This window comes from Amycolatopsis sp. CA-126428 (assembly GCF_002904335.1).
Classification (GTDB): Bacteria; Actinomycetota; Actinomycetes; order Mycobacteriales; family Pseudonocardiaceae; genus Amycolatopsis.
On the sequence record NZ_PPHF01000016.1, the window covers coordinates 131,924 to 153,049 of the forward strand.

The 21,126-nt window shown below is 71.5% G+C and carries 23 protein-coding genes; 8 read left to right on the forward strand and 15 right to left on the reverse strand.

Annotated features, from left to right (window positions below):
• Nucleotides 1–29: 29 nt before the first annotated feature.
• Nucleotides 30–1,307, forward strand: a complete 1,278-nt coding sequence (locus tag C2L58_RS03980) for a cytochrome P450 (RefSeq protein ID WP_199191083.1) — start codon at nucleotides 30–32, stop codon at nucleotides 1,305–1,307.
• 89 nt (nucleotides 1,308–1,396) lie between these two features.
• Here C2L58_RS03980 and C2L58_RS03985 read toward each other — a convergent pair whose 3' ends face one another.
• Complete coding sequence (locus tag C2L58_RS03985) at nucleotides 1,397–2,023, reverse strand: alpha-ketoglutarate-dependent dioxygenase AlkB (protein ID WP_103335915.1); 627 nt, start codon at nucleotides 2,021–2,023, stop codon at nucleotides 1,397–1,399.
• Between the two features lie 77 nt (nucleotides 2,024–2,100).
• Nucleotides 2,101–2,676: a dihydrofolate reductase family protein gene (locus C2L58_RS03990; RefSeq protein WP_103335917.1), complete on the reverse strand. Its 576-nt coding sequence runs from the start codon at nucleotides 2,674–2,676 to the stop codon at nucleotides 2,101–2,103.
• A 242-nt stretch (nucleotides 2,677–2,918) separates the two neighbouring features.
• On the opposite strand from C2L58_RS03990, the gene C2L58_RS03995 reads away from it, so the two are divergent.
• Nucleotides 2,919–3,497 (forward strand): hypothetical protein, encoded by a 579-nt coding sequence (locus tag C2L58_RS03995; protein ID WP_199191090.1) that lies wholly within the window; start codon nucleotides 2,919–2,921, stop codon nucleotides 3,495–3,497.
• A gap of 137 nt (nucleotides 3,498–3,634) precedes the next feature.
• Nucleotides 3,635–4,102: a hypothetical protein gene (locus C2L58_RS04000; RefSeq protein WP_146073522.1), complete on the forward strand. Its 468-nt coding sequence runs from the start codon at nucleotides 3,635–3,637 to the stop codon at nucleotides 4,100–4,102.
• 31 nt (nucleotides 4,103–4,133) lie between these two features.
• Here C2L58_RS04000 and C2L58_RS04005 read toward each other — a convergent pair whose 3' ends face one another.
• Genes C2L58_RS04005 through C2L58_RS04015 form a run of 3 tightly spaced genes read right to left on the reverse strand, consistent with a single transcriptional unit; the run spans nucleotide 4,134 to nucleotide 6,130 of the window.
• Nucleotides 4,134–4,748, reverse strand: coding sequence for a TMEM175 family protein (locus C2L58_RS04005; RefSeq protein WP_103335923.1), 615 nt, complete (start codon nucleotides 4,746–4,748; stop codon nucleotides 4,134–4,136).
• A gap of 37 nt (nucleotides 4,749–4,785) precedes the next feature.
• On the reverse strand, nucleotides 4,786–5,721 hold the full coding sequence (locus tag C2L58_RS04010; protein ID WP_103335925.1) for an RluA family pseudouridine synthase: 936 nt from the start codon (nucleotides 5,719–5,721) through the stop codon (nucleotides 4,786–4,788).
• Nucleotides 5,722–5,737: 16 nt separating this feature from the next.
• A complete protein-coding gene (locus tag C2L58_RS04015; RefSeq protein WP_233225536.1) occupies nucleotides 5,738–6,130 on the reverse strand; it encodes a DUF5313 domain-containing protein in 393 nt (130 codons plus the stop codon).
• Nucleotides 6,131–6,200: 70 nt separating this feature from the next.
• On the opposite strand from C2L58_RS04015, the gene C2L58_RS04020 reads away from it, so the two are divergent.
• Both C2L58_RS04020 and C2L58_RS04025 read left to right on the forward strand, forming a co-directional pair.
• Nucleotides 6,201–6,638: a MarR family winged helix-turn-helix transcriptional regulator gene (locus tag C2L58_RS04020; protein WP_103335928.1), complete on the forward strand. Its 438-nt coding sequence runs from the start codon at nucleotides 6,201–6,203 to the stop codon at nucleotides 6,636–6,638.
• Between the two features lie 56 nt (nucleotides 6,639–6,694).
• Entirely contained in the window at nucleotides 6,695–7,576 is an 882-nt protein-coding gene (locus tag C2L58_RS04025) for a TIGR03854 family LLM class F420-dependent oxidoreductase (protein WP_103335930.1), read from the forward strand.
• Here the strand turns inward: C2L58_RS04025 and C2L58_RS04030 are convergent.
• A complete protein-coding gene (locus tag C2L58_RS04030; RefSeq protein WP_103335931.1) occupies nucleotides 7,573–8,358 on the reverse strand; it encodes a hypothetical protein in 786 nt (261 codons plus the stop codon). The genes C2L58_RS04025 and C2L58_RS04030 overlap by 4 nt on opposite strands.
• A 324-nt stretch (nucleotides 8,359–8,682) precedes the next feature.
• On the opposite strand from C2L58_RS04030, the gene C2L58_RS04035 reads away from it, so the two are divergent.
• Entirely contained in the window at nucleotides 8,683–9,789 is a 1,107-nt protein-coding gene (locus C2L58_RS04035) for a S1 family peptidase (RefSeq protein ID WP_103335933.1), read from the forward strand.
• A 45-nt stretch (nucleotides 9,790–9,834) separates the two neighbouring features.
• Here the strand turns inward: C2L58_RS04035 and C2L58_RS04040 are convergent, their stop codons facing one another.
• The 6 genes from C2L58_RS04040 to C2L58_RS04065 form a co-directional block, all read right to left on the reverse strand.
• Nucleotides 9,835–10,095: a GlsB/YeaQ/YmgE family stress response membrane protein gene (locus tag C2L58_RS04040; protein ID WP_103335934.1), complete on the reverse strand. Its 261-nt coding sequence runs from the start codon at nucleotides 10,093–10,095 to the stop codon at nucleotides 9,835–9,837.
• A 118-nt stretch (nucleotides 10,096–10,213) separates the two neighbouring features.
• Complete coding sequence (locus C2L58_RS04045) at nucleotides 10,214–11,107, reverse strand: MBL fold metallo-hydrolase (protein WP_103335936.1); 894 nt, start codon at nucleotides 11,105–11,107, stop codon at nucleotides 10,214–10,216.
• Nucleotides 11,108–11,185: 78 nt separating this feature from the next.
• The gene (locus tag C2L58_RS04050) at nucleotides 11,186–12,058 is read right to left on the reverse strand and encodes a helix-turn-helix domain-containing protein (RefSeq protein ID WP_103335937.1); all 873 of its coding nucleotides are present in this window, start codon (nucleotides 12,056–12,058) and stop codon (nucleotides 11,186–11,188) included.
• Between the two features lie 119 nt (nucleotides 12,059–12,177).
• Nucleotides 12,178–13,371 carry a hypothetical protein gene (locus C2L58_RS04055; RefSeq protein ID WP_103335939.1) on the reverse strand — a complete coding sequence of 398 codons (1,194 nt, stop codon included), beginning with the start codon at nucleotides 13,369–13,371 and terminating at the stop codon, nucleotides 12,178–12,180.
• 59 nt (nucleotides 13,372–13,430) lie between these two features.
• Nucleotides 13,431–13,997: a PadR family transcriptional regulator gene (locus C2L58_RS04060; protein WP_199191084.1), complete on the reverse strand. Its 567-nt coding sequence runs from the start codon at nucleotides 13,995–13,997 to the stop codon at nucleotides 13,431–13,433.
• Nucleotides 13,998–14,003: 6 nt separating this feature from the next.
• Nucleotides 14,004–14,393: a nuclear transport factor 2 family protein gene (locus tag C2L58_RS04065; protein WP_103335940.1), complete on the reverse strand. Its 390-nt coding sequence runs from the start codon at nucleotides 14,391–14,393 to the stop codon at nucleotides 14,004–14,006.
• A 184-nt stretch (nucleotides 14,394–14,577) separates the two neighbouring features.
• On the opposite strand from C2L58_RS04065, the gene C2L58_RS04070 reads away from it, so the two are divergent.
• A complete protein-coding gene (locus C2L58_RS04070) occupies nucleotides 14,578–15,432 on the forward strand; it encodes a protocatechuate dioxygenase (protein ID WP_103335942.1) in 855 nt (284 codons plus the stop codon).
• Between the two features lie 3 nt (nucleotides 15,433–15,435).
• Here the strand turns inward: C2L58_RS04070 and C2L58_RS04075 are convergent, their stop codons facing one another.
• The 3 genes from C2L58_RS04075 to C2L58_RS04085 form a co-directional block, all read right to left on the reverse strand.
• Nucleotides 15,436–16,179 (reverse strand): SDR family oxidoreductase, encoded by a 744-nt coding sequence (locus C2L58_RS04075; protein ID WP_103335943.1) that lies wholly within the window; start codon nucleotides 16,177–16,179, stop codon nucleotides 15,436–15,438.
• Nucleotides 16,180–16,317: 138 nt separating this feature from the next.
• Nucleotides 16,318–17,904, reverse strand: a complete 1,587-nt coding sequence (gene fadD8, locus C2L58_RS04080; RefSeq protein WP_103335944.1) for a fatty-acid--CoA ligase FadD8 — start codon at nucleotides 17,902–17,904, stop codon at nucleotides 16,318–16,320.
• 178 nt (nucleotides 17,905–18,082) lie between these two features.
• Complete coding sequence (locus C2L58_RS04085; RefSeq protein ID WP_199191085.1) at nucleotides 18,083–19,480, reverse strand: alpha/beta hydrolase domain-containing protein; 1,398 nt, start codon at nucleotides 19,478–19,480, stop codon at nucleotides 18,083–18,085.
• Nucleotides 19,481–19,797: 317 nt separating this feature from the next.
• On the opposite strand from C2L58_RS04085, the gene C2L58_RS04090 reads away from it, so the two are divergent.
• Nucleotides 19,798–21,114: a sigma-70 family RNA polymerase sigma factor gene (locus tag C2L58_RS04090; RefSeq protein ID WP_233225537.1), complete on the forward strand. Its 1,317-nt coding sequence runs from the start codon at nucleotides 19,798–19,800 to the stop codon at nucleotides 21,112–21,114.
• The last annotated feature ends 12 nt before the right edge of the window (nucleotides 21,115–21,126 follow it).

A 21,126-nucleotide genomic window follows, 5' to 3' on the forward strand; every position in this document is an offset into this window, starting at 1 on the left:
GATCGGGCTAGTACGGTACTGTCGGTCGCATGGGGAGTCTCCGCTCACGGGTCCTGGGCTGGGTCGGCCGACGGTATCTCGCCCGGCAGTCGAAAAAGGGCTTCGACCTCGAAAAGATGTCGGCCATCCTGCCGGACTCGGCCCTGCTGCCGCTGCGGCGCGACGGCCTCGACCCGGTCCCCGCGATGGCCGCGCAGCGGAGCGAGGCGCCGATCGGGAAGCTCGACCTGCCGTTCGGGATGAACGCCTGGCTCGTCACCGGCTACGACGAGGCGAAGGCCGTGCTCGGCAAGGCGACCGGTTTTTCCAGCGACTTCGGCAACCTCGTCGGCAGCGCGGGCGTGACCGCCGACCAGAACCCGGGCGGGCTCGGCTTCGCGGACCCGCCGGTGCACACCAGGCTGCGGAAGCTGCTGACGCCGGAGTTCACCATGCGCCGGCTGAACAGGCTGGCGCCGCGGATCGACGAGATCGTCGCCGGCCAGCTCGACGCGATGGCCGCCACCGACGGCCCGGTCGACCTGTGGCAGGCGTTCGCGCTGCCGATCCCGTCGCTGACCATCTGCGAACTGCTCGGGGTGTCCTATGAGGACCGCGAGGACTTCCAGCGGCTGAGCACCGCCCGCTTCGACCTCTTCGGCGGCGCGGGCGCCTCGCTCGGCGCGATGTCGGAGTCGCTGACGTACCTGCTCGACATCGTCAAGAAGCAGCGCGAACAGCCGGGCGACGGCCTGCTCGGCATGCTGATCAAGGAACACGGCGACGAGATCGACGACCGCGAGCTGGCCGGCCTGGCCGACGGCGTGCTCACCGGCGGCCTGGAGACCACGGCGAGCATGCTGGCGCTCGGCGCGCTGGTGCTGCTGCGCGACGACAAGGCGAGGGACGCCGTCCGCGGCGACGACGAGTCCGTGCACCGGTTCGTCGAGGAGCTGCTGCGCTACCTGACGGTGGTGCAGATGGCGTTCCCCCGGTTCGCCAAGGAGGACATGGAGATCGGCGGCGTCCACATCGCCGAGGGCGACATCGTGCTGGTGTCGCTGTCCGCGGCGGACCGCGACCCGAAGCTGGGCCCGGACATGGAGACGTTCGACGCGACCCGCGACCCGACATCGCACCTGGCGTTCAGCTACGGAATCCACCGCTGCATCGGCGCGGAGCTGGCCCGGATGGAGCTGCGCACGGCCTACCCGGCGCTGATCCGCCGCTTCCCGAACCTGCGGCTGGCGGTGCCGGAGGAGGACCTCTCCTTCCGTCAGGTGTCCATTGTGTACGGTCTGGACGAGCTGCCCGTCCTGGTGGACTGACCGGCTTCCACCCGCCGCCCGCGCCGGCGATCAACCTCGGCGGGCCGGCCGTGGCCGGGTGAACGGCGGCGTCCATCCTTTGCGGATTTTCACCGCACCCCGCGCGGCCGGAACTGGACGCTGATCCGCGGCCCGGCCGCCCGGTTCGTCTTCGGCACGGCGTGTTCCCACGTGCGCTGGCACGAACCGCCCATCACGATCAGGTCGCCGTGGCCCAGTGCGTAGCGGTGGGACTCGCCACCGCCGCGGGGGCGGAGGGCCAGCTGGCGTGCCGTGCCGACCGAGAGGATCGCGACCATCGTGTCCTCGGTGCTGCCGCGGCCGATCGTGTCGCCGTGCCACGCGACGCTGTCGCGGCCGTCGCGGTAGTAGCACAGGCCCGCGGTGCGGAACGGCTCGCCGAGTTCGCCGGCGTAGTGCTCGCTCAGCGCGGTGCGGGCCTCCGCCAGCACCGGGTGGGGGAGTGGCGCCGCTTCGCGGTAGAAGCACAGCAGCCGCGGGACGTCGACGAAGCGGTCGTACATCCGGCGCCGCTCCGCCTGCCACGGGACGCCGGTGACGAGGTCGGCGAACACCTCGTCGGCGCCGGCGAGCCAGCCCGGCTGCACGTCGACCCAGGCACCGGCGCCCAGTTCGGTGCGGCGAGGTGCGAGGTCGTGCAGCGTGACGGGGCCGGATTCGCCGAACAGCGATGCCTGCAGGGCCGGGGTCGTCATGGGTCCGACCGTACACGATGTTCGAACAGGTGTTCTACCCGAGCATCGCGAAAACCGGCCGGACCCCCGGCGGCCCGTCAGTGCGTGACGTCGTAGACCAGCTTCTGGACGCCGTTGCCGTAGGCCTCGCTCGCGACGAGCTTCAGGTTCTGCTTGTCCTTGTCGGTCTCGCTGAACAGGCGCTTGCCCGCACCGAGCAGGACGGGGAAGACCAGCAGGTGGTAGCGGTCGATCAGGCCCGCGTCGGCCAGGGCGCGGTTGAGGGTGGCGCTGCCGGCGACGATGATCGGGCCGCCCTCGGTCTCCTTCAGGGCCGCGACCTCGTCCAGCGAACGCAGGATCGTCGTCTCGCCCCAGTTGTCCACCAGGTCCGCCTCGGCGAGGGTGGCCGACACGACGTACTTCGGCATCGCGTTGTACCCGGCGAACTCCTCGGTCATGCCCGGCCAGACCGGCGCGAACGCCTCGTAGCTGACCCGGCCCAGCAGCAGCGCCGTGGCTTCCTCCTGCTCGCTGCCCTTGATCGCGTAGGCGGCCGGGTCGAACTCGATGTCCTTGAACGTCCAGCCCGAGTTGCGGTAGCCCGGTTCGCCGCCGGGGGCTTCGACGACGCCGTCGAGCGAAACGAACGAGCTGGAGATCAGGGTGCGCATGGTGGTGCTCCTCGGTGGTCGATCGGGCTTCTGCAAGTCTGTCGAACGGGGGAAGCCGGATTCGACACCGGGGCGGCCGAAAACTTCCGACACGTCCCGGCGCGGAAAAGTGGGGTCTTGCCCGCCGTGGTCCGGACTCGTACAGTCGTGTCCACGCCGACCAAAGGTCTGAACCTGTTGTCGGTGACCGCCGCCTCGAGTGACACAGGAGGTTGACGGTGCGCAGACTTCACGGTGCGGGCGTGCTCGCGGCGGTCGTGACGGGGCTCGCGGTGTTCACCCCGGCGGCGGACGCCCAGGTCGGGACGGGTCCGTGGATCGCCGATTCGCCGAGCTTCTCGGAGCAGGAGCGGGGATGCGGCGACATCTCCGGGCTGACCTTCAAGCTCACCTGCTCGACCGGCAGCGGTGACCAGCGCGCGGAACGCCGCTACACCACCTACTCCGGCGGCACCCACCAGTTCGAGGGTTCGTTCAAGATCACCAGCATGGGCGGCAGCCGGATCAGCCTGAAGCAGACGTTCCGGGACGGCTCCAGCGCCGGGCCGTTCTTCCTGCTGGCGGTGGAGAAGGGCGGCCGCCTCTACGCCGTGCACGGCGGCGAGACGATCGCCACCGGCGCGACCGTGGGCACCAGCGTCCGGGTGAACACGATCAACCAGGTCGGCAGCACGCACAAGGTGTACATCAACGGTTCGCAGAAGGACTCGGTGTCCAGCCCGGGCGGCAGCTACTACGACAAGTTCGGCAGCTACCGCACCGCGAGCGGCAAGGGGCCGATCACGGTGGAGTGGAGCGGCATCAAGTTCTGGCACAAGTAGGCGAAATAGGGGCTGACCTGCTGTTATGTAGTTGGTGATCTGGTCAGGCCGTCTCGGGATCTTCAGGCCGTGCCGCACTCGTGTGGCGCGGCTTGAAGATCGCCGGCTCCGCCGGCCGAGGTGGGTACCATGGGATTGTGAACTGGGGCACGCTGGTTGCCACCGCGTTCGGTGCGATCCTGGGCACCGGAAGCACCCTGGCAGTGGATCGCTCCCGTTGGCGGCGGGATCACCGCTCGCGCGAGTACGCCGCGCGGCGCGAGCTCTACGGTCAGTACCTCGCGTCCCTGTCACTGGCCGCTCACCAGCTACGCGATTTGCGCCGCCACGGAACACTCACCGGGGATGAACGCATGCGAAGGGTCGGCGAGGCCCTCAGCGAGTCCGGGGCGTACCAGCTGCGCTACCAGATGCTGATCACCGCACCGGATGCGCTTGAAGGCCCGATCGAGGAGGCATTCGGTTCGATCCGCCGCCTGCGTGATCGCTTCGACGAGCCCGACGTGGGCACCGATCCACAATGGGACAGCTCGCTCGACGCCGTGAGCGGAGCTATCGGCGCCCTCAAACGCGCTATGCGGGACGACCTGGCGACATCGCCTTGACCCACCGGCCCGCGCCGCCGGACCTCGGGCCCTAGGCCGGCTGCGGCCGCCGGCGCTGTACCCATCGGCTGATCATCGACGGGAAGAACAGCAACAGCAGCGCGTAATAGCCGAGGCCGGGCTCGATGAACGCCACGACCACCGCGAGTGCGAAGACCACCGTGCTCAGCACGAAGTTGCCCACCGCCTCGCCGGACATCGGCTCGGTGCCCGCGCGGACCCGCGGGTCACGCCGGACGATCAGGACCAGTGCCGTGTGGCAGAGGCTGCCCGCCAGGAGGGTGCCCAGGTAGAACACCGCCGTGAAGCGGTCCGGCGGGTAGGCGCCGATGAGCTGGGTGGGGAACGGCAGCAGCGCGATGGTCAGCAGCCAGCAGAAGTTGACGACCACCAGCGGGCCGCTGTAGGCGCGCACGTGCTCGAACGTGCGGTGGTGGGTGAACCAGGACCGGCCGATGACGGCGAAGCTGAGCACGAAGCTGAAGATCTTCGCCCAGTTCCGGGTCACCGCCTCGCTCGCGGGCGCGTGCTCCGCGACCAGCTCCGGCACCAGCTCCGTGAGCGGCAGGACCAGCAGTGTCAGGGCGATCGCGACGACGGCGTCGGTGAAGAACACCAGCCGCTCGGATGATCTCTCGGATTCCACGCCGACATCCAACCACCGGGCCGGCCGCCGGCGAAGTTCACGCCGGGGGCGCCGCCCAGGCCTCGGGGTCGTCCCACGCGGACAGCCGTCGTGTGCTGGTGAAGCGGCGGTGGGCGCCGGTCAGGGGGTCGTCGAAGTCGAGGACCTTGGCCAGCAGCTGCAGGGGTTTCGTGAAGTCGCCCAAGGGTTTCTCGTGCAGCCGCGGGTAGAAGTCGTCGCCGAGGATCGGGATGCCGAGGCCGCTCAGGTGCACGCGCAGCTGGTGGGTGCGGCCGGTGGCCGGGACCAGGCGGTACCGGCCGAGTCCGGCCCGGTGCTCGAGCAGGTCCACGTACGTCTCGGCGTTCGGTTCGCCCGGGACCTCCTGGGCGGCGAGCACCCCGCGTTCCTTGACGATCCGGCTCCGGACGGTCCTCGGCAGGGTCAGCGCCGGGTCGTACGGCGCGATCGCCTCGTACTCCTTGTGCACCCGGCGGTCGCGGAACAGCGTCTGGTACTTGCCGCGCGACTCCGGGGTGATCACGAACATCACCAGCCCCGCGGTGACGCGGTCCAGGCGGTGCGCGGGGGACAGCTGCGGCAGGTCGAGCTCCCGGCGCAGCCGCACGAGCGCCGTCTCCAGGATGTGCTGCCCGCGCGGGATGGTCGCCAGGAAGTGCGGCTTGTCGGCGACGAGCAGGTGCTCGTCGCGGTGCACGACGTCGATGGCGAAGGGCACCGGCACCTCGTCGGGCAGGTCGCGGTGGAACCAGATGAACGAGCCGGGCGCGTACGGGGTGTCGACGCCGAGCGGGCCGTCGGTGCCGTGGATGCGCTCCTCGCGCAGCATCTCCTCGATGCGATCCGGTGCGACGCGCGGCAACCGGTCGACCAGGTGCGCCAGCAGGGTCGGCCACTCGCCGTCGGGCAGTTTCAGCCGGGCGGGCTCGAGCCCGTGGCGCGGCGGGATCGGCGGGCGGAGCTTGCGTCTCATCGTCCCCCGACTGTAACTAACCCTCCGACGGCGTCCGGTACCGCGCGAGGTAGCGGGCGGTCACCTCGGCGTTCTTCGCTTCGGCGGCCTCCGCGCGGAGGCGGCGGCCGGTGTGGTGCGGGAAGCCCTGCCGGCCGAGCCGGTGCTCGATGCTCTCTTCCATGTACGCGCACGAGTAGAAGTACGCGACCAGGGCGGCCATCAGGACCAGCGAGAGCCGCAGCCAGATCGAGCCGGGCAGCAGCAGCCACACCGCGCACAGCGGCACGATGCCGATCGACCGCTGGAGCACGAACCGGGCCCGCCAGTGTTTCGACGTCGCATCGTGCAACGCCCAGTCGTTGTAGCGCGCGGGGAGCCGCACACCGACGGCGTAACCCAGCCAGCGGAGCACACTCGGTCGTTCCATGCCTTCGAGTGTACACTAATACTTAGTGCACTAATCATTAGCGCGACCGACGACACAGGAGGATCAGGACATGATCGACCTGGGTGAGGACCCCCTGAAGCTGGACCGGCAGGTGTGCTTCGCGCTGTCGGTGGCTTCGCGCAGCGTGATCGCGATCTACCGGCCGCTGCTCGAGCCGTACGGCCTGACCCACCCGCAGTACCTGGTGATGCTCGCCCTGTGGGAGCGGTCGCCGCGCTCGGTGAAGGACCTCGGCGCGGCCCTGCGGCACGAACCCGCGACGCTGTCGCCGCTGCTCAAGCGGCTGGAGGCACTCGGGTACGTGACGCGCACCCGCAGCCGCTCGGACGAACGCCGGCTGACGGTCGAGCTGACCGGGCCGGGCCGGGCGCTGCGGGCCGAGGCGGAGAAGATCCCGTACCAGGTGGTCGAGACCCTCGGCATGGACGTCTCCGAGCTGGAATCCCTGCACGGCGTGCTGACCCGGGTGATCGACGCGACCGCCTGAGGAATTCCCGGCCGTGCCGCGCGTTGCTCCCGGAGAGAGCCTTCCGGGAGGAACCGTTGCTGAAGATCAGGTTGGGCGTCGCCCCCGCGGCCGGCACCGGGCCGGCGGAGTTCGCCGGGCTGGCGGAGCGGCTGGAGGACGCCGGCGTCGACTCGCTGTGGCTGTCCGAGCTGGTCTACTCGCCCGAGGTCGACCCGATGATCGGCATGGCGCACGCGCTGGCGCGGACGTCGAAGCTCAAGGTCGGCACCGGCGTCGCGATCCTGCCGGGCCGGCACCCGGTGCTGGTCGCCAAGCAGCTGCTGACGCTGGCCGGGCTGGCGCCGAAGCGGGTCCTGCCGGTGTTCGGCCTCCGTCCGGCCCGCGCCGCGGAAACCGGCCTGTTCCCGGTGCCGCCGGACCGCCGCGCCGCGGTGTTCGACGAGTCGCTCGCGCTGCTGCGCCGGCTGCTGGAGGAGGACGAAGTCTCGTTCGACGGCGAGTTCTTCCAGGCCGACGGCGTCCGCCTCGGTCCGCGGCCCGCCAAACGCCTGGACGTCTGGCTGGGCGGAGCGGCCCCGGCGGCCCTGCGCCGGACGGGCCGCCTCGCGGACGGCTGGCTCGGCAGTTTCCACACGCCGGCCCAGGCACGCGACGCCCGCATCGCCATCCAGCGGGCCGCGGCGGAGGCGGGCCGCGAGATCGAGGAGGACCACTTCGGCCTCAGCCTGGTCGTGGCGGACCGGGGGATCCCCGGCGAGCTCGCGGCGGTGGCGGAACGCCGCAGCCCCGGCGTGCCGGTGACGGACCTGGTGGCGACGAGCTGGCCGGAGGCCCGGCGGCTGGTGGAGCAGCACATCGAAGCCGGGCTGTCGAAGTTCGTGCTGCGGCCCGGCCACGCCGATTTCGACGGCTTCCTGGAGAAGTTCCAGGCGGAGCTGGTGCCGCTGCAGAACTAGCCGTGGTGGAGGTTGCCGTGCACCTGGCCGACCTGGATCGCGGTTCCGTGCGTGGTGCCGCTGATGATGTTCGTGGTGCCGCCCGGTGCCGGTGCCTCGATGGCGGCCTTCGCCTCGGCCAGGTCCTCGGCGTAGTCGCCGCCGGCGCCGTGGCGCAGCAGGTCGCCGCTCGGGTTCGGGATGTAGAGGTAGACCGTGCCGCGGTACTCCTTGATCCGGACGTCGGCCGGGACGACCTTGGTCGCGGGCAGCTGGGCGTATTCGCCGGCCAGGACGTCCTCGAAGATCCGCTGGGAGAGCGCCACCGCGAGGAACGTCTGGTCGGGGTCCGAGCGCTCCAGCACCGCGCGCACCGGATCGGCGTCGAGCAGCCGGTGGGTGGTGATCACGGCGCTGCCGATGGCGGCCGCCGAGGTGGTGCCCGGCTCCGGTTCGAGGATCGGGCCGACGTTCAGGCTGGCGCGCATCCGCAGGCGGACCGACCGCGCGGCCGCCCGCAGGCGCGTGTCGCGCTCGGCGAGCACGGCTTGGAGTTCGTCGAAGAACCGGGTCACCACGGCGGGCAGGAACCGGGGGTCGAAGCCGAGTCCGTAGCCGTCGCCGGTGCCGTGCGGGAAGAGTGCCGTTTCCCAGACTTCGCGCAGTCCGGCGCGGGTGAACGCCTGGGACAGCACGTCGGGGATGGCGGCGGACACCATCGCCTGGGTGGCGGCGGAGTTGCTGCCGAATCCCTTGGTGTCGACGACCAGCAGGGCGCGGTAGGGCGGGAGTTCGGCGAGCACGGTGAGGCCTTCCTGGTCGTGGCCGTGGCCACCCGATTCTGACGGACCGCGGGCCCGCGGTTCTCGTACGTTCGAAGTAATTCCCCCGGTTTTCCGCGCCGCCGCGAGCGGGTGGCGGGGTTGCTGTGCGCGGAACACCCCTGGGCGAATTGCCCGGTACCTATCTTTTGTCCTGTCCGACGAAAGTCGGTACCGCGGCGGCCCGGCGCGGGATCACCCTCGACCCACCGGATCACCGGTGCCGGGCCGGCCCGTCCGGCTCGTCCCGGCGCGGCCACCCCTCGCGCCGGCTTCGCCCCGCGACCGCGAAAGTGAGTTACCGGCATGCGCAGAACGTCCCCGGGACACCACCTCCTCGCCCGCTCCGCCACCACCCTCCTGGCCGCCGCCGCGGCGATCGGCTTCTTCAGCCCCGTCTCCGTCTCCGCCGCCACCATCGACGGCTACTCGGCCACCGTGCAGCGCGAAGCGGTCGCTTCCCTCGCCGCGGAGGCCGGGATCGGCGAGTCCGCCGCCGTTGCCCTGCTGCGCACGCAGGCGGCGAGCGTCGGCACCCTGCAGCGCGTCACCGCTTCCCTCGGGTCGCGCGCCGCCGACGGCTACCTCGACGCCGCCGCCGAGCCCGTCGTCAACGTGCTGGACCAGGCCGCCGCCCAGCGGGCCGAGCAGGCCGGCGCGCGGGCCCGGCTGGTCCGGCACTCCAGCGCCGCGCTGGCGAGCGCGCAGGACACGCTGCAAGCGCTGCCGGCCGTGACGCACACCTCGATCGGGCTCGACCCGAAGGCCAACCAGGTCGTGCTGACCGTGGCCGACGCCGCCAAGGACACCGAAGCCCTGCTGAAGGCGGCCGCGTCGCTCGGTGACCGGGTCCGCGTGGAGCGGGTCGCGGGTGAGCTGCACACCGCGATCTACAACGGCGAAGCCATCACCGGCGGCGGCACCCGCTGCTCGGCGGGCTTCAACACCAGCCGCGGCGGCCAGAACTACCTCATCGACGCCGGCCACTGCACCCGCGCGGTGGCGCAGTGGAACATCGGCCCGTCGCAGGGCTCGAGCTTCCCGACCAACGACTACGGGCTCATCCGCAACACCACCGGCAGCGCGCCCGGCGCGGTCACCCTGTGGAACGGCACCACCCAGCGGATCAGCTCCGCCGGCACCGCGACCGTCGGGCAGCGGATCAGCAAGAGCGGCAGCACCACGCACCTGACCTCGGGTTCGGTGCAGCGGACCAACGTGACGGTGAACTACGCCGAAGGCTCGGTGTACCAGCTGATCCAGACCGACGCGCTGGTCAACCCCGGCGACTCCGGCGGGTGCCTGTTCGCCGGCAGCGTCGGCCTGGGCATCACCTCCGGCAAGGGCGGCGGGAGCTCGTACTTCCAGCCGGTCGGCGAGGCGCTGAGCGCCTACGGCGTCACCCTGAACTGAGCCGCCGCCGGTGGGGGCACCACGTCCGGTGCCCCCACCGGTGCGTCAGTCGCGGCGGTGGAAGATGAGCCGGTAGCCGGCCAGGATGATCAGGGCGCCCAGGACGGCCAGGCCCCAGGTGCGCAGGTCGAAGAACGTGCCGAGCTCGGTGTGGAACAGCGTCTTGCCCACCCAGCCGCCGACGAACGCACCCGCGATGCCCAGCAGGATCGTGATGATGCAGCCGCCCGGGTCCTTGCCCGGCATGAGGGCTTTCGCGATCACCCCGGCGATGAGACCCAGCACGATCCAGGCGATGATGCCCACGGGGGTTGTCCTCTCGTCCGCTGCCGTTTGACGGCACAGGCTCTTGACGGCACAGGATGGCAGCAACCGGCCCCCGGGGCCCGCCGGGCCGCGCCGACGTGATCCGGATCTCACCCGATCAGCCCCGCGGGAACGGACCCCACCCCGTGACGGCGAACGCGCCGCCGCGGCGTTCGACCTCCAGCGCGCTGTGCCCGCCGAAGTGCGCGGGCACGAGCAGGACGTGCTCGTCGGCGGCCCAGCCCAGCAGGCGCTGCCGGGTGGCGCGGGCCTGGACCGGGTCCTCGCAGAAGCAGCTGTTGTGCCCGGGTTCCGCGAGCTGTACGGGTGAGTGCAGGACGTCGCCGGCGAACAGCGCGCGATCGCCGCCGGAGGCCAGTTTCACCACGCTGGAGCCGGGGGTGTGGCCGGGGGCGGCTTCGAGCCGGAGGTTCGCGTCGATCGTGTGGGTGTCCTCCCACAACCGGACCTGCCCCGCCTCGAACACCGGCTGGATGCTGTCTTCGAAGGCGTGTTCGTTCACGCCCCCGGCGACGGCCGGGTTGCGCGCCGGGTCCCAGTGCTCGAAGTCCGCGCGGGGCATCAGGTGCGTCGCGTTCGGGAACGTCGGCACCCACGTGCCGCCGTCGAGGCGCGTGTTCCACCCGATGTGGTCGAGGTGCAGGTGGGTGTGCACGACCAGGTCGACGTCATCCGGGCGGACCCCGGCTTCGCGGAGCCGGTCCAGGTAGTCCAGCCGGAGGTGGTCCCAGGCGGGGACGGCCGGGCGGTGCTTGTCGTTGCCCACGGCGGTGTCGATCAGGATCGTGCGGCCTTCGCTGCGCAGCAGCCAGGTCTGCATCGACGACACGACCAGGTCGTCCGCGGTGAGGAAGTCCGGTTCCAGCTCGTGGCGGTGCTTCTGCCACACCGATTCCGGCAGGTCCGGGAAGAAGTCCCGGGCCGGCATGATCGGGCCGTGCTGCTCTTCGACACGGGTGACGGTGACGTCCCCGAGCTTGATTTCGGTCATTTTTCCTTCTCGGTGGGGTTTTCCGGGCACGTCGAAGCCGGCCTCCCTCGCGGGTGCCTTCGGACGGGACCGGGTTTTTCAGCCGCGCGCCGGCAAGGTGCCGCGCGCGGTGGCCGTGGTGTGCGTCAGCAGGGTCATCGCCGCGTGCGAGGCGGAGCCGGGCTCGGTGGTGGCGACGACGACGTGCTGCTCCTGCTCGGTGAGCAGCGCCTGGTGCGTGACCGTCATCGGGCCCACCAGGGGGTGGTGCATCTCGTGGACCGCATTGCCGCCGGCCTTGACGCGCTGGTCCGCCCACCACGCGGCGAACTCCGTGCTGCGGACGGAAAGTTCGCCGACGAGGGCGGCCAGCCCGGGGGCGGCCAGGTGCCGCCCGGACGCCATCCGCAGCGTCGCCACCACCGCGCGGGCCTTGGCGGGCCAGTCGGCGTACAGCTCGCGGGTGTGCGGGTCGAGGAACACCAGCCGCGCCATGTTCGGGCGCTGACCGGGCCGCTCGGGCGCTTCCGGCGCCAGGTGCCCGGCGAACAGCGCGTGGCCGGCGGCGTTCCACGCCAGGACGTCGCTGAACCGGCCGAGCACGACCACCGGCACGTCGCCCAGGGTGGCCAGCAGCTGCCGGACGGCCGGGGTGACGCGCTCCGGCGCCGGACGCGGCGTGGACGGCCGCCGGGCGCCGGTGGCCAGCTCGTGGAGGTGCCGTCGTTCGGCGTCGTCGAGCCGGAGGGCCCGGGCCAGCGCGTCCAGGACCTCCGGCGAAGCGTTGGCCGCCTGGCCCTGTTCGAGCCGCGAGTAGTAGGGCGCGCTCACCCCGGCGAGCTGGGCGAGCTCTTCGCGGCGCAGGCCGGGCACCCGCCGCCGGTCGCCGTAGGTGGCCAGGCCGACGTCCTCGGGCCGCAGGTGGGAACGGCGGGTCTTGAGGAACTCGCCGAGGCGTCGTCTGGCTTCCATGCGGCCAGTATGCGCAGCGGCGGGGTGGCACAACCACACCCTCGCGGGGTCAGGCAGGGCGCCGGAAAAAGGGCCCGCCCGGGAACTGTCCCGGACGGGCCGTGCGTGCTCGGGCCGGCTCAGCCACCGCCGTAGGTGGCCTGGGTGACCGCGAAGACGTTGCGGTTGCCCGCGCCTTCCTGCAGCGACCACAGCAGGTCGGCGCTGGTGTCGTCTTCCCAGTACGAGAGGCTCTCGCCGCTGCCCACCCAGGAGAACGTCTGCGCGGCGGCCGCCGGCTTCCAGTAGTAGAGCTGCTTCGAACCGGAGGAGTTGAACCACCAGCGGCCGTTGTGCGAGGCCACGCCGTTGAGCTTGTACCAGGGCAGCTGCAACGCCTGGCTCGCCGTCGTCGTCGCGGCGAAGGTGCCGGTGGACGCGAACGGGTAGCGGATCGCCCGCGGCGCCCGGTTCGGGTAGTCCGTGCAGCCGGACGGGCAGGTGTACTCGGTCATCACGATCGACTTGCTGACGCGGTCGAGGGAGATCGACGACCACGCGAGGTTGGTGCCCGACGTCGTCTTCGAGGCGATCGTGCCGACCTGCGGCAGGACGTAGGCGTAGTTGTGGGCGTAGTACGTGGTGCCGCTCTGGTGGCCGATCTGGTCGGCGGTGCCGCCGCTGTTCGTCTTGAGGATCTTGCGCATGTCGAACACGCGCATGCCCTTCCCGGTGTCGGCGACGTAGAGGTAGTCGCCGTACCAGGACAGGCCGCCGGCGTGGATCGGGATGTCCTTGAAGTCCGGCGCGTCCGCGGTCCCGGTCGGCTCGACCAGCAGGATCTTGCGGTAGGCGTTCGGGTAGTCGGCGTCCCAGTCGACCAGGGTGATCCGGCTGCGGGACTGGTCGCCGTCGCAGCCGTCCTTGGAGTACCAGCTGACCGCGACGAGCTGGTGCCCGTCGTAGTTGCCGCCGTTCGCCGTCCCCACGGCGTCGCGGCTGGTGGCGATGCCCTGCGGGTAGCTGGCGCAGTCGGAGTTGTCGCCGCTGTCGAACCGGAACCCGGTCGAGAGCCCGGCGACGGAGAACGAAGACGGCAACGCGGTGCGGTCGTGGTTCGCGTTCTCCATCACGGTGTGGACGGCCGCGGTGCCCACTGCCGAGACCAGAGCGCTGTTCACCGCGTCGAACTGGTTGTAGTTGGCGGTCAGGGTGTACTGGCCGGCGGCCAGGGTGGCCGGCGCGGCCGCGGCGGCGGCCGACGGGGTGGCGAGCACGCCCACGGCCACCCCCGCGGCGAGCGCGGCGTAGGTGAATCGACGGTGCAATGACATGGGAGCCATGGTCGGACGCGGCCGTACAAGAGCCGTACAACCGGTCCACATCGGACACTTCAGGCCGGTGGCGCGGCCGCCCGCCGGTCGAGCACCTTCAGCGCCTGCTCGCACCACCGCAGGTTCTCCCGCTCGAACGACAACCCCCGCATCAGCGTCAGGTAGGGGCCGACCCGCTCGGCTCCGGCGAGGTAGTCGTCTTCGAAGCGGCCGTCCAGCAGGCGCGCGCGAAGCCGTTCGTAACCCGCGATCTTGGCTTCCGCCCGGGCCAGCCGTTCCGCCAGCGCGCCCCGGACCGCCGTCTCGTCGCCCGCGTCCACGGCCTGCACCTGCACCAGCAGCTCGTCGCGGATCACCCCCGGGCGGGGCGGCCGGGCCGTGAACTCGTGCAGCGACCGGTGCCCGGCCTCGGTCAGCGAGAACAGCCGCTTGTCCGGACGGCGCTCCTGGTGGACCACCCGCGCCCGCACCAGGCCGTCGGCCGCCATGCGGTCGAGTTCCCGGTAGAGCTGCTGCGGGGTGGCCGCCCAGAAGTTCGCCACCGAGGCGTCGAACCCCTTCGCCAGGTCGTAGCCCGACGCCTCGCCTTCGAGCAGCGCCGCCATCAGCGCGTGCCGCAGTGCCATACTCAACTAGTTGAGTGCTTCGCGCTGGATCTGCTCGAACTGCGCCGCCATTGCCTCCGCGAGCGCCTGTGCCGCCGACAGCGGCCGGACCATCACCGTGAACTCGTCGATCAGGCCTTCTTCGTCGAGGTGCAGGAAGTCGCAGCCCTCGACCCGCACGTCCCCGATCCGGGCCTCGAAGACGAGGGCGTGGTCCCGGCCGTCCCCGCCGGTCAGCTCACGCACGTACCGGAAGTCCTCGAAGACGCGGAGCACGCCGCGCAGGATGGCGGCGGTGATCGCCTTGCCCGGGTACGGCCGGAACGCCACCGGGCTGCGGAACACGACGTTCTCCGCCAGCGTCGCGGCCATGGCGTCGGGATCACGTGCCTCGACGGCCTTGCGGAAGCTGCTCATGCCTCACCTCGAATACTCAATTTGTTGACTATTTGACGGGAGCGTACCTCTTCGCCTTCCGTGACGGCTCGGCAACGCACAGCTTCACCACAGGCCTGCCACAGCCGCCCTCGCCACGCTGGCCAAGGCCGGGTCAGGCGGAAGTCAACCGGCCATTACCCACCGGACGAGGGAAAGGACAGGCATGGGAAACGATCACGAGGGGCAACGCGTCAGCCGGCGCCGGATGCTCGCCGGCGTGAGCTCGGTCGGCTTGGGCGCGCTCGTCGCGGCGTGCGCCGGTAAGAGCACGGTCACGACGTCCAGCGGGGAGACGGTCGCGCTGCAGGCGGTCACCGACGCCGACCTCACCGCCCTGTTCACCGGCGCGCGGACGTGCACCCTCACCGCGTCCACCACACAGGGGCCGTACTACTTCGACGCCGACAAGATCCGCAGTGACATCCGCGAGGACAAGCAGGGCACGAAGCTGCGCCTCGCCCTGCAGGTTCAGGACAGCGAGACGTGCCAGCCGATCCCGCACGCGGTGGTCGAGATCTGGCACTGCGACGCGGGTGGCCTGTACTCCGGCGCGGAAGCGGCCTCCGGCGGCGGGGGCGGCACCCCGCCGACCGGGACGCCGCCGACCGGGACGCCGCCGACCGGCTCGCCGCCGCCGGGCGGCGGTGGTGGCGGGGACACCGACCTCGTCCCCACCGACGACAAGCGGTACCTGCGCGGCGCCCAGGTCACCAACCAGCGCGGGATCGTCGAGTTCACGACGATCTGGCCGGGCTGGTACCGAGGCCGGACCGTCCACGTCCACGTGATGGTGCACGTCGGCAACGAGAAGACGCTCACCACGCAGTTGATGTTCGACGAAACGCTGAACACGCGGGTTTTCGCCACCGAGCCCTACGCGCAGCACACCGGCCGCGACACCTTCAACGACGGTGACTCGATCTACCAGCCGAGCATGCTGCTGAAGGTGACCCGGGCCCGCGACGGGTACGTCGGCTGCATCGTGCTCAACGCCGACCCGGACCACGACGGGGTGTAGCCGTCAGGGCTGGGCGAGCCACTCGGCGAGCGTGGTCTCCGCCAGCCGCGCCCCGGGTCCCGGCAGGAGGTCCTCCGGCCCCGGCACCGCGCCGAAGTACGGCGCCGCCGGGTCGGTGACCACCTGCCGCGGGTCGGAGCGCGCGGTCAGCACCGTGCGCACCCACTCGTCGAGCCCGAAGACCTCCGGCCCGGCGATCTCGGTGATGCCGCCGATCGGGGCCCCGGTGGCGACCCGGCCCACGGCCGCGGACACCTCGGCGGCCGCCATCGGCTGCACGCCGGCGGCGGGCAGCCGGACGACGCCGTCGGTGGCCGAGCCGTCCGCGATGCCGGCGGCGAACTCGAAGAACTGGGTCGCGCGCACGATCGAGAACGGCAGCCCCGAAGCGGTGATCAGCTCCTCCTGCGCGACCTTGGCCCGGAAGTACCCGACGTCCGGCTGCCGGTCCGTGCCCACCACCGACAGGGCGACGTAGTGCCCGACGCCGGCTTCTTCGGCCGCGTCCACGAGGTGGCCGGTCGAGGTCCGGAAGAAGGCCATGACGTCGTCGTCGGCGAACGACGGCGAGTTCGAGACGTCCACCACGACGTCCGCGCCCTGGAGCGCCTCCTTCAGCCCTTCACCGGTGAGGGTGTTCACCCCGGTGCTGGGCGCGGCGGGGACCGCTTCGTGGCCGTGCCCGGCCAGCCCGGTCACCACGTTCCTGCCGATCAGCCCGGTCCCGCCGATGACGACGACCTTCATGTCCGCTCCTTCCGCCCGGCGCCGCCCGGTGGCCCCGGGACGGCTGCACATCCCCAGGGACGAGACTGCGCGCCGGTCCGTGACAACGCAGGTCACTTCGCTCGAACGGACGAGGGCGAGGGGCCGCCGTATAACGGCCTACACGGTGGCGCGACGCGGCTCGTACTGCGCTCGCAGCGCCTTCTTGTCCGGCTTGCCCAGCCCGGTCATCGGCAGGGACGCCGCCACGATCACCTGCTTGGGCACGTGCACCGGGCCCTTGCGCTCCCGCACCGCCGCCTGGATCTCGCCCGTGAGGCGCTCGAGGTCGTGGTCGGCGTCCTCGCGCAGGACCACGACCGCCGTCACCGCCTCGCCCCACTTGTCGTCCGGGGTGCCGATCACGCCGACCTGCGCCACCGCCGGGTGCTCGGCCACCACGTCCTCCACCTCGCGGGGGAACACGTTGAACCCGCCGGTGACGATCATGTCCTTGACCCGGTCGACGATGAACCAGAAGCCGTCCTCGTCCTCGCGGGCGACGTCGCCGGTGTGCAGCCAGCCGTCGCGGAACGTCTCCGCCGTCACCTCCGGCAGGTTCCAGTAGCCGCCGGCGAGCAGCGGGCCGGCCACGCAGATCTCGCCCGGCTCGCCCGGCGCCACCGGGGCACCGTCCGCGTCGAGCAGCGCGGTGCGCAGGAAGGCCGACGGGCGGCCGCAGGACGCCAGGCGCGCGTCGTCGTGATCGCCCTTGGCGAGGTAGCTGATCGCCATCGGGGCCTCGGACTGGCCGTAATACTGGGCGAAGATCGGCCCGAACCGGTCGATCGCCTCGCGCAGGCGAACCGGGTTGATCGACGCCGCGCCGTAGTAGACCGTCTGCAGCGAAGACAGGTCGCGGGTGCGCGAGTCCGGGTGGTCCATCAGCGCGTAGAGCATCGTGGGCACCAGCATGGTCGCGGTGATCTTCTGCTCTTCGATGATCCGCAGGACCTCGGCGGGGTCGAACTTGGGCACCACGATCAGCGAGCCGCCCTTGAGCAGCGTCGGGGCGAAGAACGCCGCGCCGGCGTGCGACAGCGGGGTGCAGATCAGGAACTTCGGTGCCTCGGGCCACTCCCACTCGGCCAGCTGGATCTGCGTCATCGTGGTCATCGCCTGCGCGGTGCCCATGACGCCCTTGGGCTTGCCGGTCGTCCCGCCGGTGTAGGTGATCGAGACGACCTGGTCCGGCGGGAGTGCGACGGGCACGAGCGGGTGCGGGTCGAACGCCGCGGCGGCCGCCGTCAGGTCCTTGCCGACGTGGGCCAGCTTCTCCGGGACCGGGCCGATGGTGAGGACCTGGGTCAGGCCCGGGACCTTCTCGAGCAGTCCGAGGGCGCGGTCGGCGAAGGCGGGGACCGGGTCGATGACGAGCGTGGTGATACCGGCGTCGGCGAGGATGTAGGCGTGGTCGTCGAGCGACCCCAGCGGGTGCAGCGCGGTGCGCCGCGAGCCCTGCAGCTGGCCGGCGGCGATGATGAGCAGGACCTCCGGCCGGTTCAGCGACAGCAGCGCGACCGGCGCGCCGGTGCCGGCCCCGAGCGCCTCGAAGGCCTGGGCGTACTGGCTGACCTGCTCGGCGGTCCGGCCTCCGGTCATCGTGGTCTCGCCCAGCACCATGACCGGCTTGTCCCGGTGGCGTTTCAGGGCGGAGACGACCAGGTGGCCGAGGTGGTTCGGATACCGCATCGCCTGTTCGTCCATCCCGGCCCCTTCGCACGGTCGACTGCGCCCGGTCGAAGGCACACAGTCAAACTAGAACATGTTACTGTTTTCGACACCATACGCGGATGGGTGCCGGTTTGTCAGCTGGCGAGACCGGTGGAACGGGTTCCAGCGGGCCCGGCCGCCGGCCGGGCCCGCTGGATTCCTTTGTGGACGGTTACGGCACCGGCGCGGCCTGCGCCCGGGCCACGGCCTCGTCGCGGTCGGGCTGCAGCAGGTAGCCCGCCCGCAGGGCCCGGTCCGCCGCCGCGGTGAACTTCGCGACGTAGGTGGTGTGGTCCGGGTACAGCTGCCGGATCCGGGCCGGCGTCAGCGGCGTGGTCGTGCCCAGCAGCAGGCACGCGCCCGGCACGTTGCCGCCGCTGTTGTTGGGGGAGTAGGACGCCACCGGGACGTCGAGGTCGGGCAGCCGGACGCCGCCGAGGGCGTTCTGGTCGCCGTCTCGCAGGATGACGAGGTTGAGCAGCATGGCGATCGGCGTCGCGGTGGGCGGGGCCGCGCCGCCGCGCGCCCAGCGGTCGAGGTAGCGGAACGCGGCGTTTTCCGCGTAGCGGAACGTCATGCTGTTGACCGGCTTGTCGCACGTTGTCGGGGCGCCGTCGTTGATCGACCTGTCCCGGGCGTTGGCCGCGTTGTAGAGGTTCAGGCCGTACTGGTCGGCGTGTGCGGTGCCGGCGACCTCCCAGGTGCGGACCCGGGCGGTGTCCTGCCGGACCGAGGCCGACGCGATGACATCGGTCTCGGACTGCAGGATGAACACCGGGATGCCGAGATCGGTGCGGATCCGGGCCGACAGCGGGCCGACGACGCCGTCGCCGATCGGTGCGGCGAGAGCGGCCCGGCCGTGGATCATCAAGCCGTCGTAGCCGCGCCGCACCGGTTGGATCGCGTTGGCATAGGTGGTCAGCCTCAGTGCGGACTGCGAGTGCCCGGTGCCCAGCACCACCGTCGCCGCCCGGCCGCCCAGGAGCTGCGGGTTCGCCCGCACCGCCTGCGCGGCCTGCGAGAAGACGTCGTAGGAAAGCGCGTCGCCGCTGAGGTTCACCGCGCCGTACCGCCCGGGGTCGAGGCTCTTGAGCTTGTCGGCACCGGCTTTCTGGGTCGTCACGCCGACGTAGGCGTGGCCCTCGCGGACGAAGTGCTCGTAGGACTGCGAGAAGTCCACGGGGATGTCGACGCCGAAGCTGACGTTGAGCCATTCGACCACGACGGTGCCGGTGAACCGCGCGGCGTCCCGCGGCCGCACCACGACCAGCCGGGTGGTGTACGGGTTGCCGGTGGTGGCCACCCGGGTGGCCCAGCGGCCGTCTTCGGTCCACAGCCCCACCTGGTCGAACGTGTCGGCCTGGCCGGACAGAAGGTACTCCTCCTCGACGTACCCGCGGGCGGCGAGGTCCAGGACGCCTTGGGCGCCGCTGACCGGCCAGCCCCGCCCGGCGTTCGCGGGCACCGCCGTGACGGTGGGGGTGGCGGCGGATGGCCCGGCTTGGGCGGTCCCGGTGAGCAGGACGGACGGCAGGAGCACGATCAGCAGCACGAGCAGCGCTCTGCGCATGGGGAAACCCTTCTGGTGGTGGCGGTGCCGGAGCGGCTCCCGGCTCCGGTACCGTCCACATCGGACACTGAGTGGTGGCGGCCCGGCCGCCGCCTTTGTCTTCTACTCGCGGGTAATCGCGGGGGCAACGCTGTGTTCGCGAAGCGGCGGGAAGCCACCCCTGAACGCTCAGGGATGTGACAAGTCGACGGCGTGGGCGCTCGGCAACGGCCAATTCACGGAAAGTGCTTTCGCGGCCGCAACCTTGCGCAGGTGTCACTCGTTGCGCGACTATCTCGGGACGTTCTGCACGTGCATCCGCACGGCGAGGGGGAGTGGTGACCGAAGTGGCGCCGGCGGTGGCCGGGACGACGGACGTCCCGAGCGACGCGGCCTTGATCGCGGCGGTCCGCGGTGGCGACATCGCGGCGTACGGCGAGCTCTACGACCGGCACCTCCCCGCTGCCCGCCGGGTGGCGGCCGCGATCGCCGCCGACCTGGCGGAGCGCGACGACCTCATCGCCGAGGGGTTCACCCGAGTACTGCGGATTCTGCGTTCCGGCGAGGGGCCGGACGAGGATTTCCGGCCGTACCTGCTGACGACCATCCGGAACACGATGATCAGCTGGCGCCGGCGCGACTCGGCCGTCTCGCTGGTGGCCGAGGTCCCGGATGTGACGCCGGGTGCGGGGAGTGACGAGCCGGTCGGTGACCGGATGCACGCCAACGTCGCCGCGGACGCGTTCGCGAGCCTGCCCGAGCGGTGGCGGACCGTGCTGTGGCGGACCGAGATCGTCGGAGAGTCGCCCGCGCAGATCGCCGAGGACCTCGGGATGACGCCGAACGGCGTGGCCGCGCTGGCCTACCGCGCCCGGGAGGGCCTGCGCCAGGCCTACCTGGACCAGCACGTTCCCGAGGCGCGCCGGCGCACCTGCAAGAACGTCTCCGCCCAGCTGGCCCGGTGGGTGCGCGACGGCATCTCCGACCACAAGGCGCACCGGATCACCGCCCACCTGGATCGCTGCGCGGACTGCCGGAAACTGGCCGCCGGCCTGCAGGAGCTCAACGAGGAACTTCCTGCCTCCGTCGCCCCGCTCATCCTGGGTATCCCGGTCGTGACGCATTGGCTCACCGCCACCGGGTCCGGTGCCGCTTCGACCGGCGCGTCCGTCCTGTCATGGGCGACCGCGGCGAAGGTGGCCGTCGCGGGCGCGGCCCTGGTCACCACGGTGACGATCGGCGCGAGCACGTCGAGTGACGCCCCGCCGCCGCTGTCCGGCGGCGAAGGCACGACGACCCAGCCCGTGCGGACCGGGCCGCAGACCGGCTCCCGCGCCGACGTCCCACCGGGCGGTGTCACGTCGCCGTCGGACGCGCAGGTCACGACCGTGCCCGGGGCCTCCGGTGTGGAGCCGACGGGCGCCCAGCCCGCGGGGGAGTCGACGGGAGCCGCGGCTTCCGGGGACCCGGCGGCGGGCACCGGGAACGGCAACAACGGCAACGGGAACGGGAACAACGGCAACGGCGTCGGGAACAACCCGGACAAGCAAGCCGCGAAGGAGTCCAAGCAGGCGGCCAAGTCCTCGTCGAAGGCCGCGAAGGAATCCGCCAAGGAGTCGAGGAAGGCCGAGAAGACGAAGAACCCCGGGGAATGACCCGGCGGCGCC

What these genes read in the sequence shown, in the direction of transcription:
- C2L58_RS04060 (WP_199191084.1), bottom strand. Translation starts at nt 13,997, where the DNA reads ATGGCACTGCGGCACGCGCTGATGGCGGCGCTGCTCGAAGGCGAGGCG.
- C2L58_RS04085 (WP_199191085.1), bottom strand. Translation starts at nt 19,480, where the DNA reads ATGCGCAGAGCGCTGCTCGTGCTGCTGATCGTGCTCCTGCCGTCCGTC.
- C2L58_RS03985 (WP_103335915.1), bottom strand. Translation starts at nt 2,023, where the DNA reads ATGACGACCCCGGCCCTGCAGGCATCGCTGTTCGGCGAATCCGGCCCC.
- C2L58_RS04020 (WP_103335928.1), top strand. Translation starts at nt 6,201, where the DNA reads ATGATCGACCTGGGTGAGGACCCCCTGAAGCTGGACCGGCAGGTGTGC.
- C2L58_RS03990 (WP_103335917.1), bottom strand. Translation starts at nt 2,676, where the DNA reads ATGCGCACCCTGATCTCCAGCTCGTTCGTTTCGCTCGACGGCGTCGTC.
- C2L58_RS04065 (WP_103335940.1), bottom strand. Translation starts at nt 14,393, where the DNA reads ATGAGCAGCTTCCGCAAGGCCGTCGAGGCACGTGATCCCGACGCCATG.
- C2L58_RS04050 (WP_103335937.1), bottom strand. Translation starts at nt 12,058, where the DNA reads ATGGAAGCCAGACGACGCCTCGGCGAGTTCCTCAAGACCCGCCGTTCC.
- C2L58_RS04035 (WP_103335933.1), top strand. Translation starts at nt 8,683, where the DNA reads ATGCGCAGAACGTCCCCGGGACACCACCTCCTCGCCCGCTCCGCCACC.
- C2L58_RS04010 (WP_103335925.1), bottom strand. Translation starts at nt 5,721, where the DNA reads ATGAGACGCAAGCTCCGCCCGCCGATCCCGCCGCGCCACGGGCTCGAG.
- C2L58_RS04045 (WP_103335936.1), bottom strand. Translation starts at nt 11,107, where the DNA reads ATGACCGAAATCAAGCTCGGGGACGTCACCGTCACCCGTGTCGAAGAG.
- fadD8 (WP_103335944.1), bottom strand. Translation starts at nt 17,904, where the DNA reads ATGGACGAACAGGCGATGCGGTATCCGAACCACCTCGGCCACCTGGTC.
- C2L58_RS04015 (WP_233225536.1), bottom strand. Translation starts at nt 6,130, where the DNA reads ATGGAACGACCGAGTGTGCTCCGCTGGCTGGGTTACGCCGTCGGTGTG.
- C2L58_RS04055 (WP_103335939.1), bottom strand. Translation starts at nt 13,371, where the DNA reads ATGTCATTGCACCGTCGATTCACCTACGCCGCGCTCGCCGCGGGGGTG.
- C2L58_RS04075 (WP_103335943.1), bottom strand. Translation starts at nt 16,179, where the DNA reads ATGAAGGTCGTCGTCATCGGCGGGACCGGGCTGATCGGCAGGAACGTG.
- C2L58_RS03980 (WP_199191083.1), top strand. Translation starts at nt 30, where the DNA reads ATGGGGAGTCTCCGCTCACGGGTCCTGGGCTGGGTCGGCCGACGGTAT.
- C2L58_RS04070 (WP_103335942.1), top strand. Translation starts at nt 14,578, where the DNA reads ATGGGAAACGATCACGAGGGGCAACGCGTCAGCCGGCGCCGGATGCTC.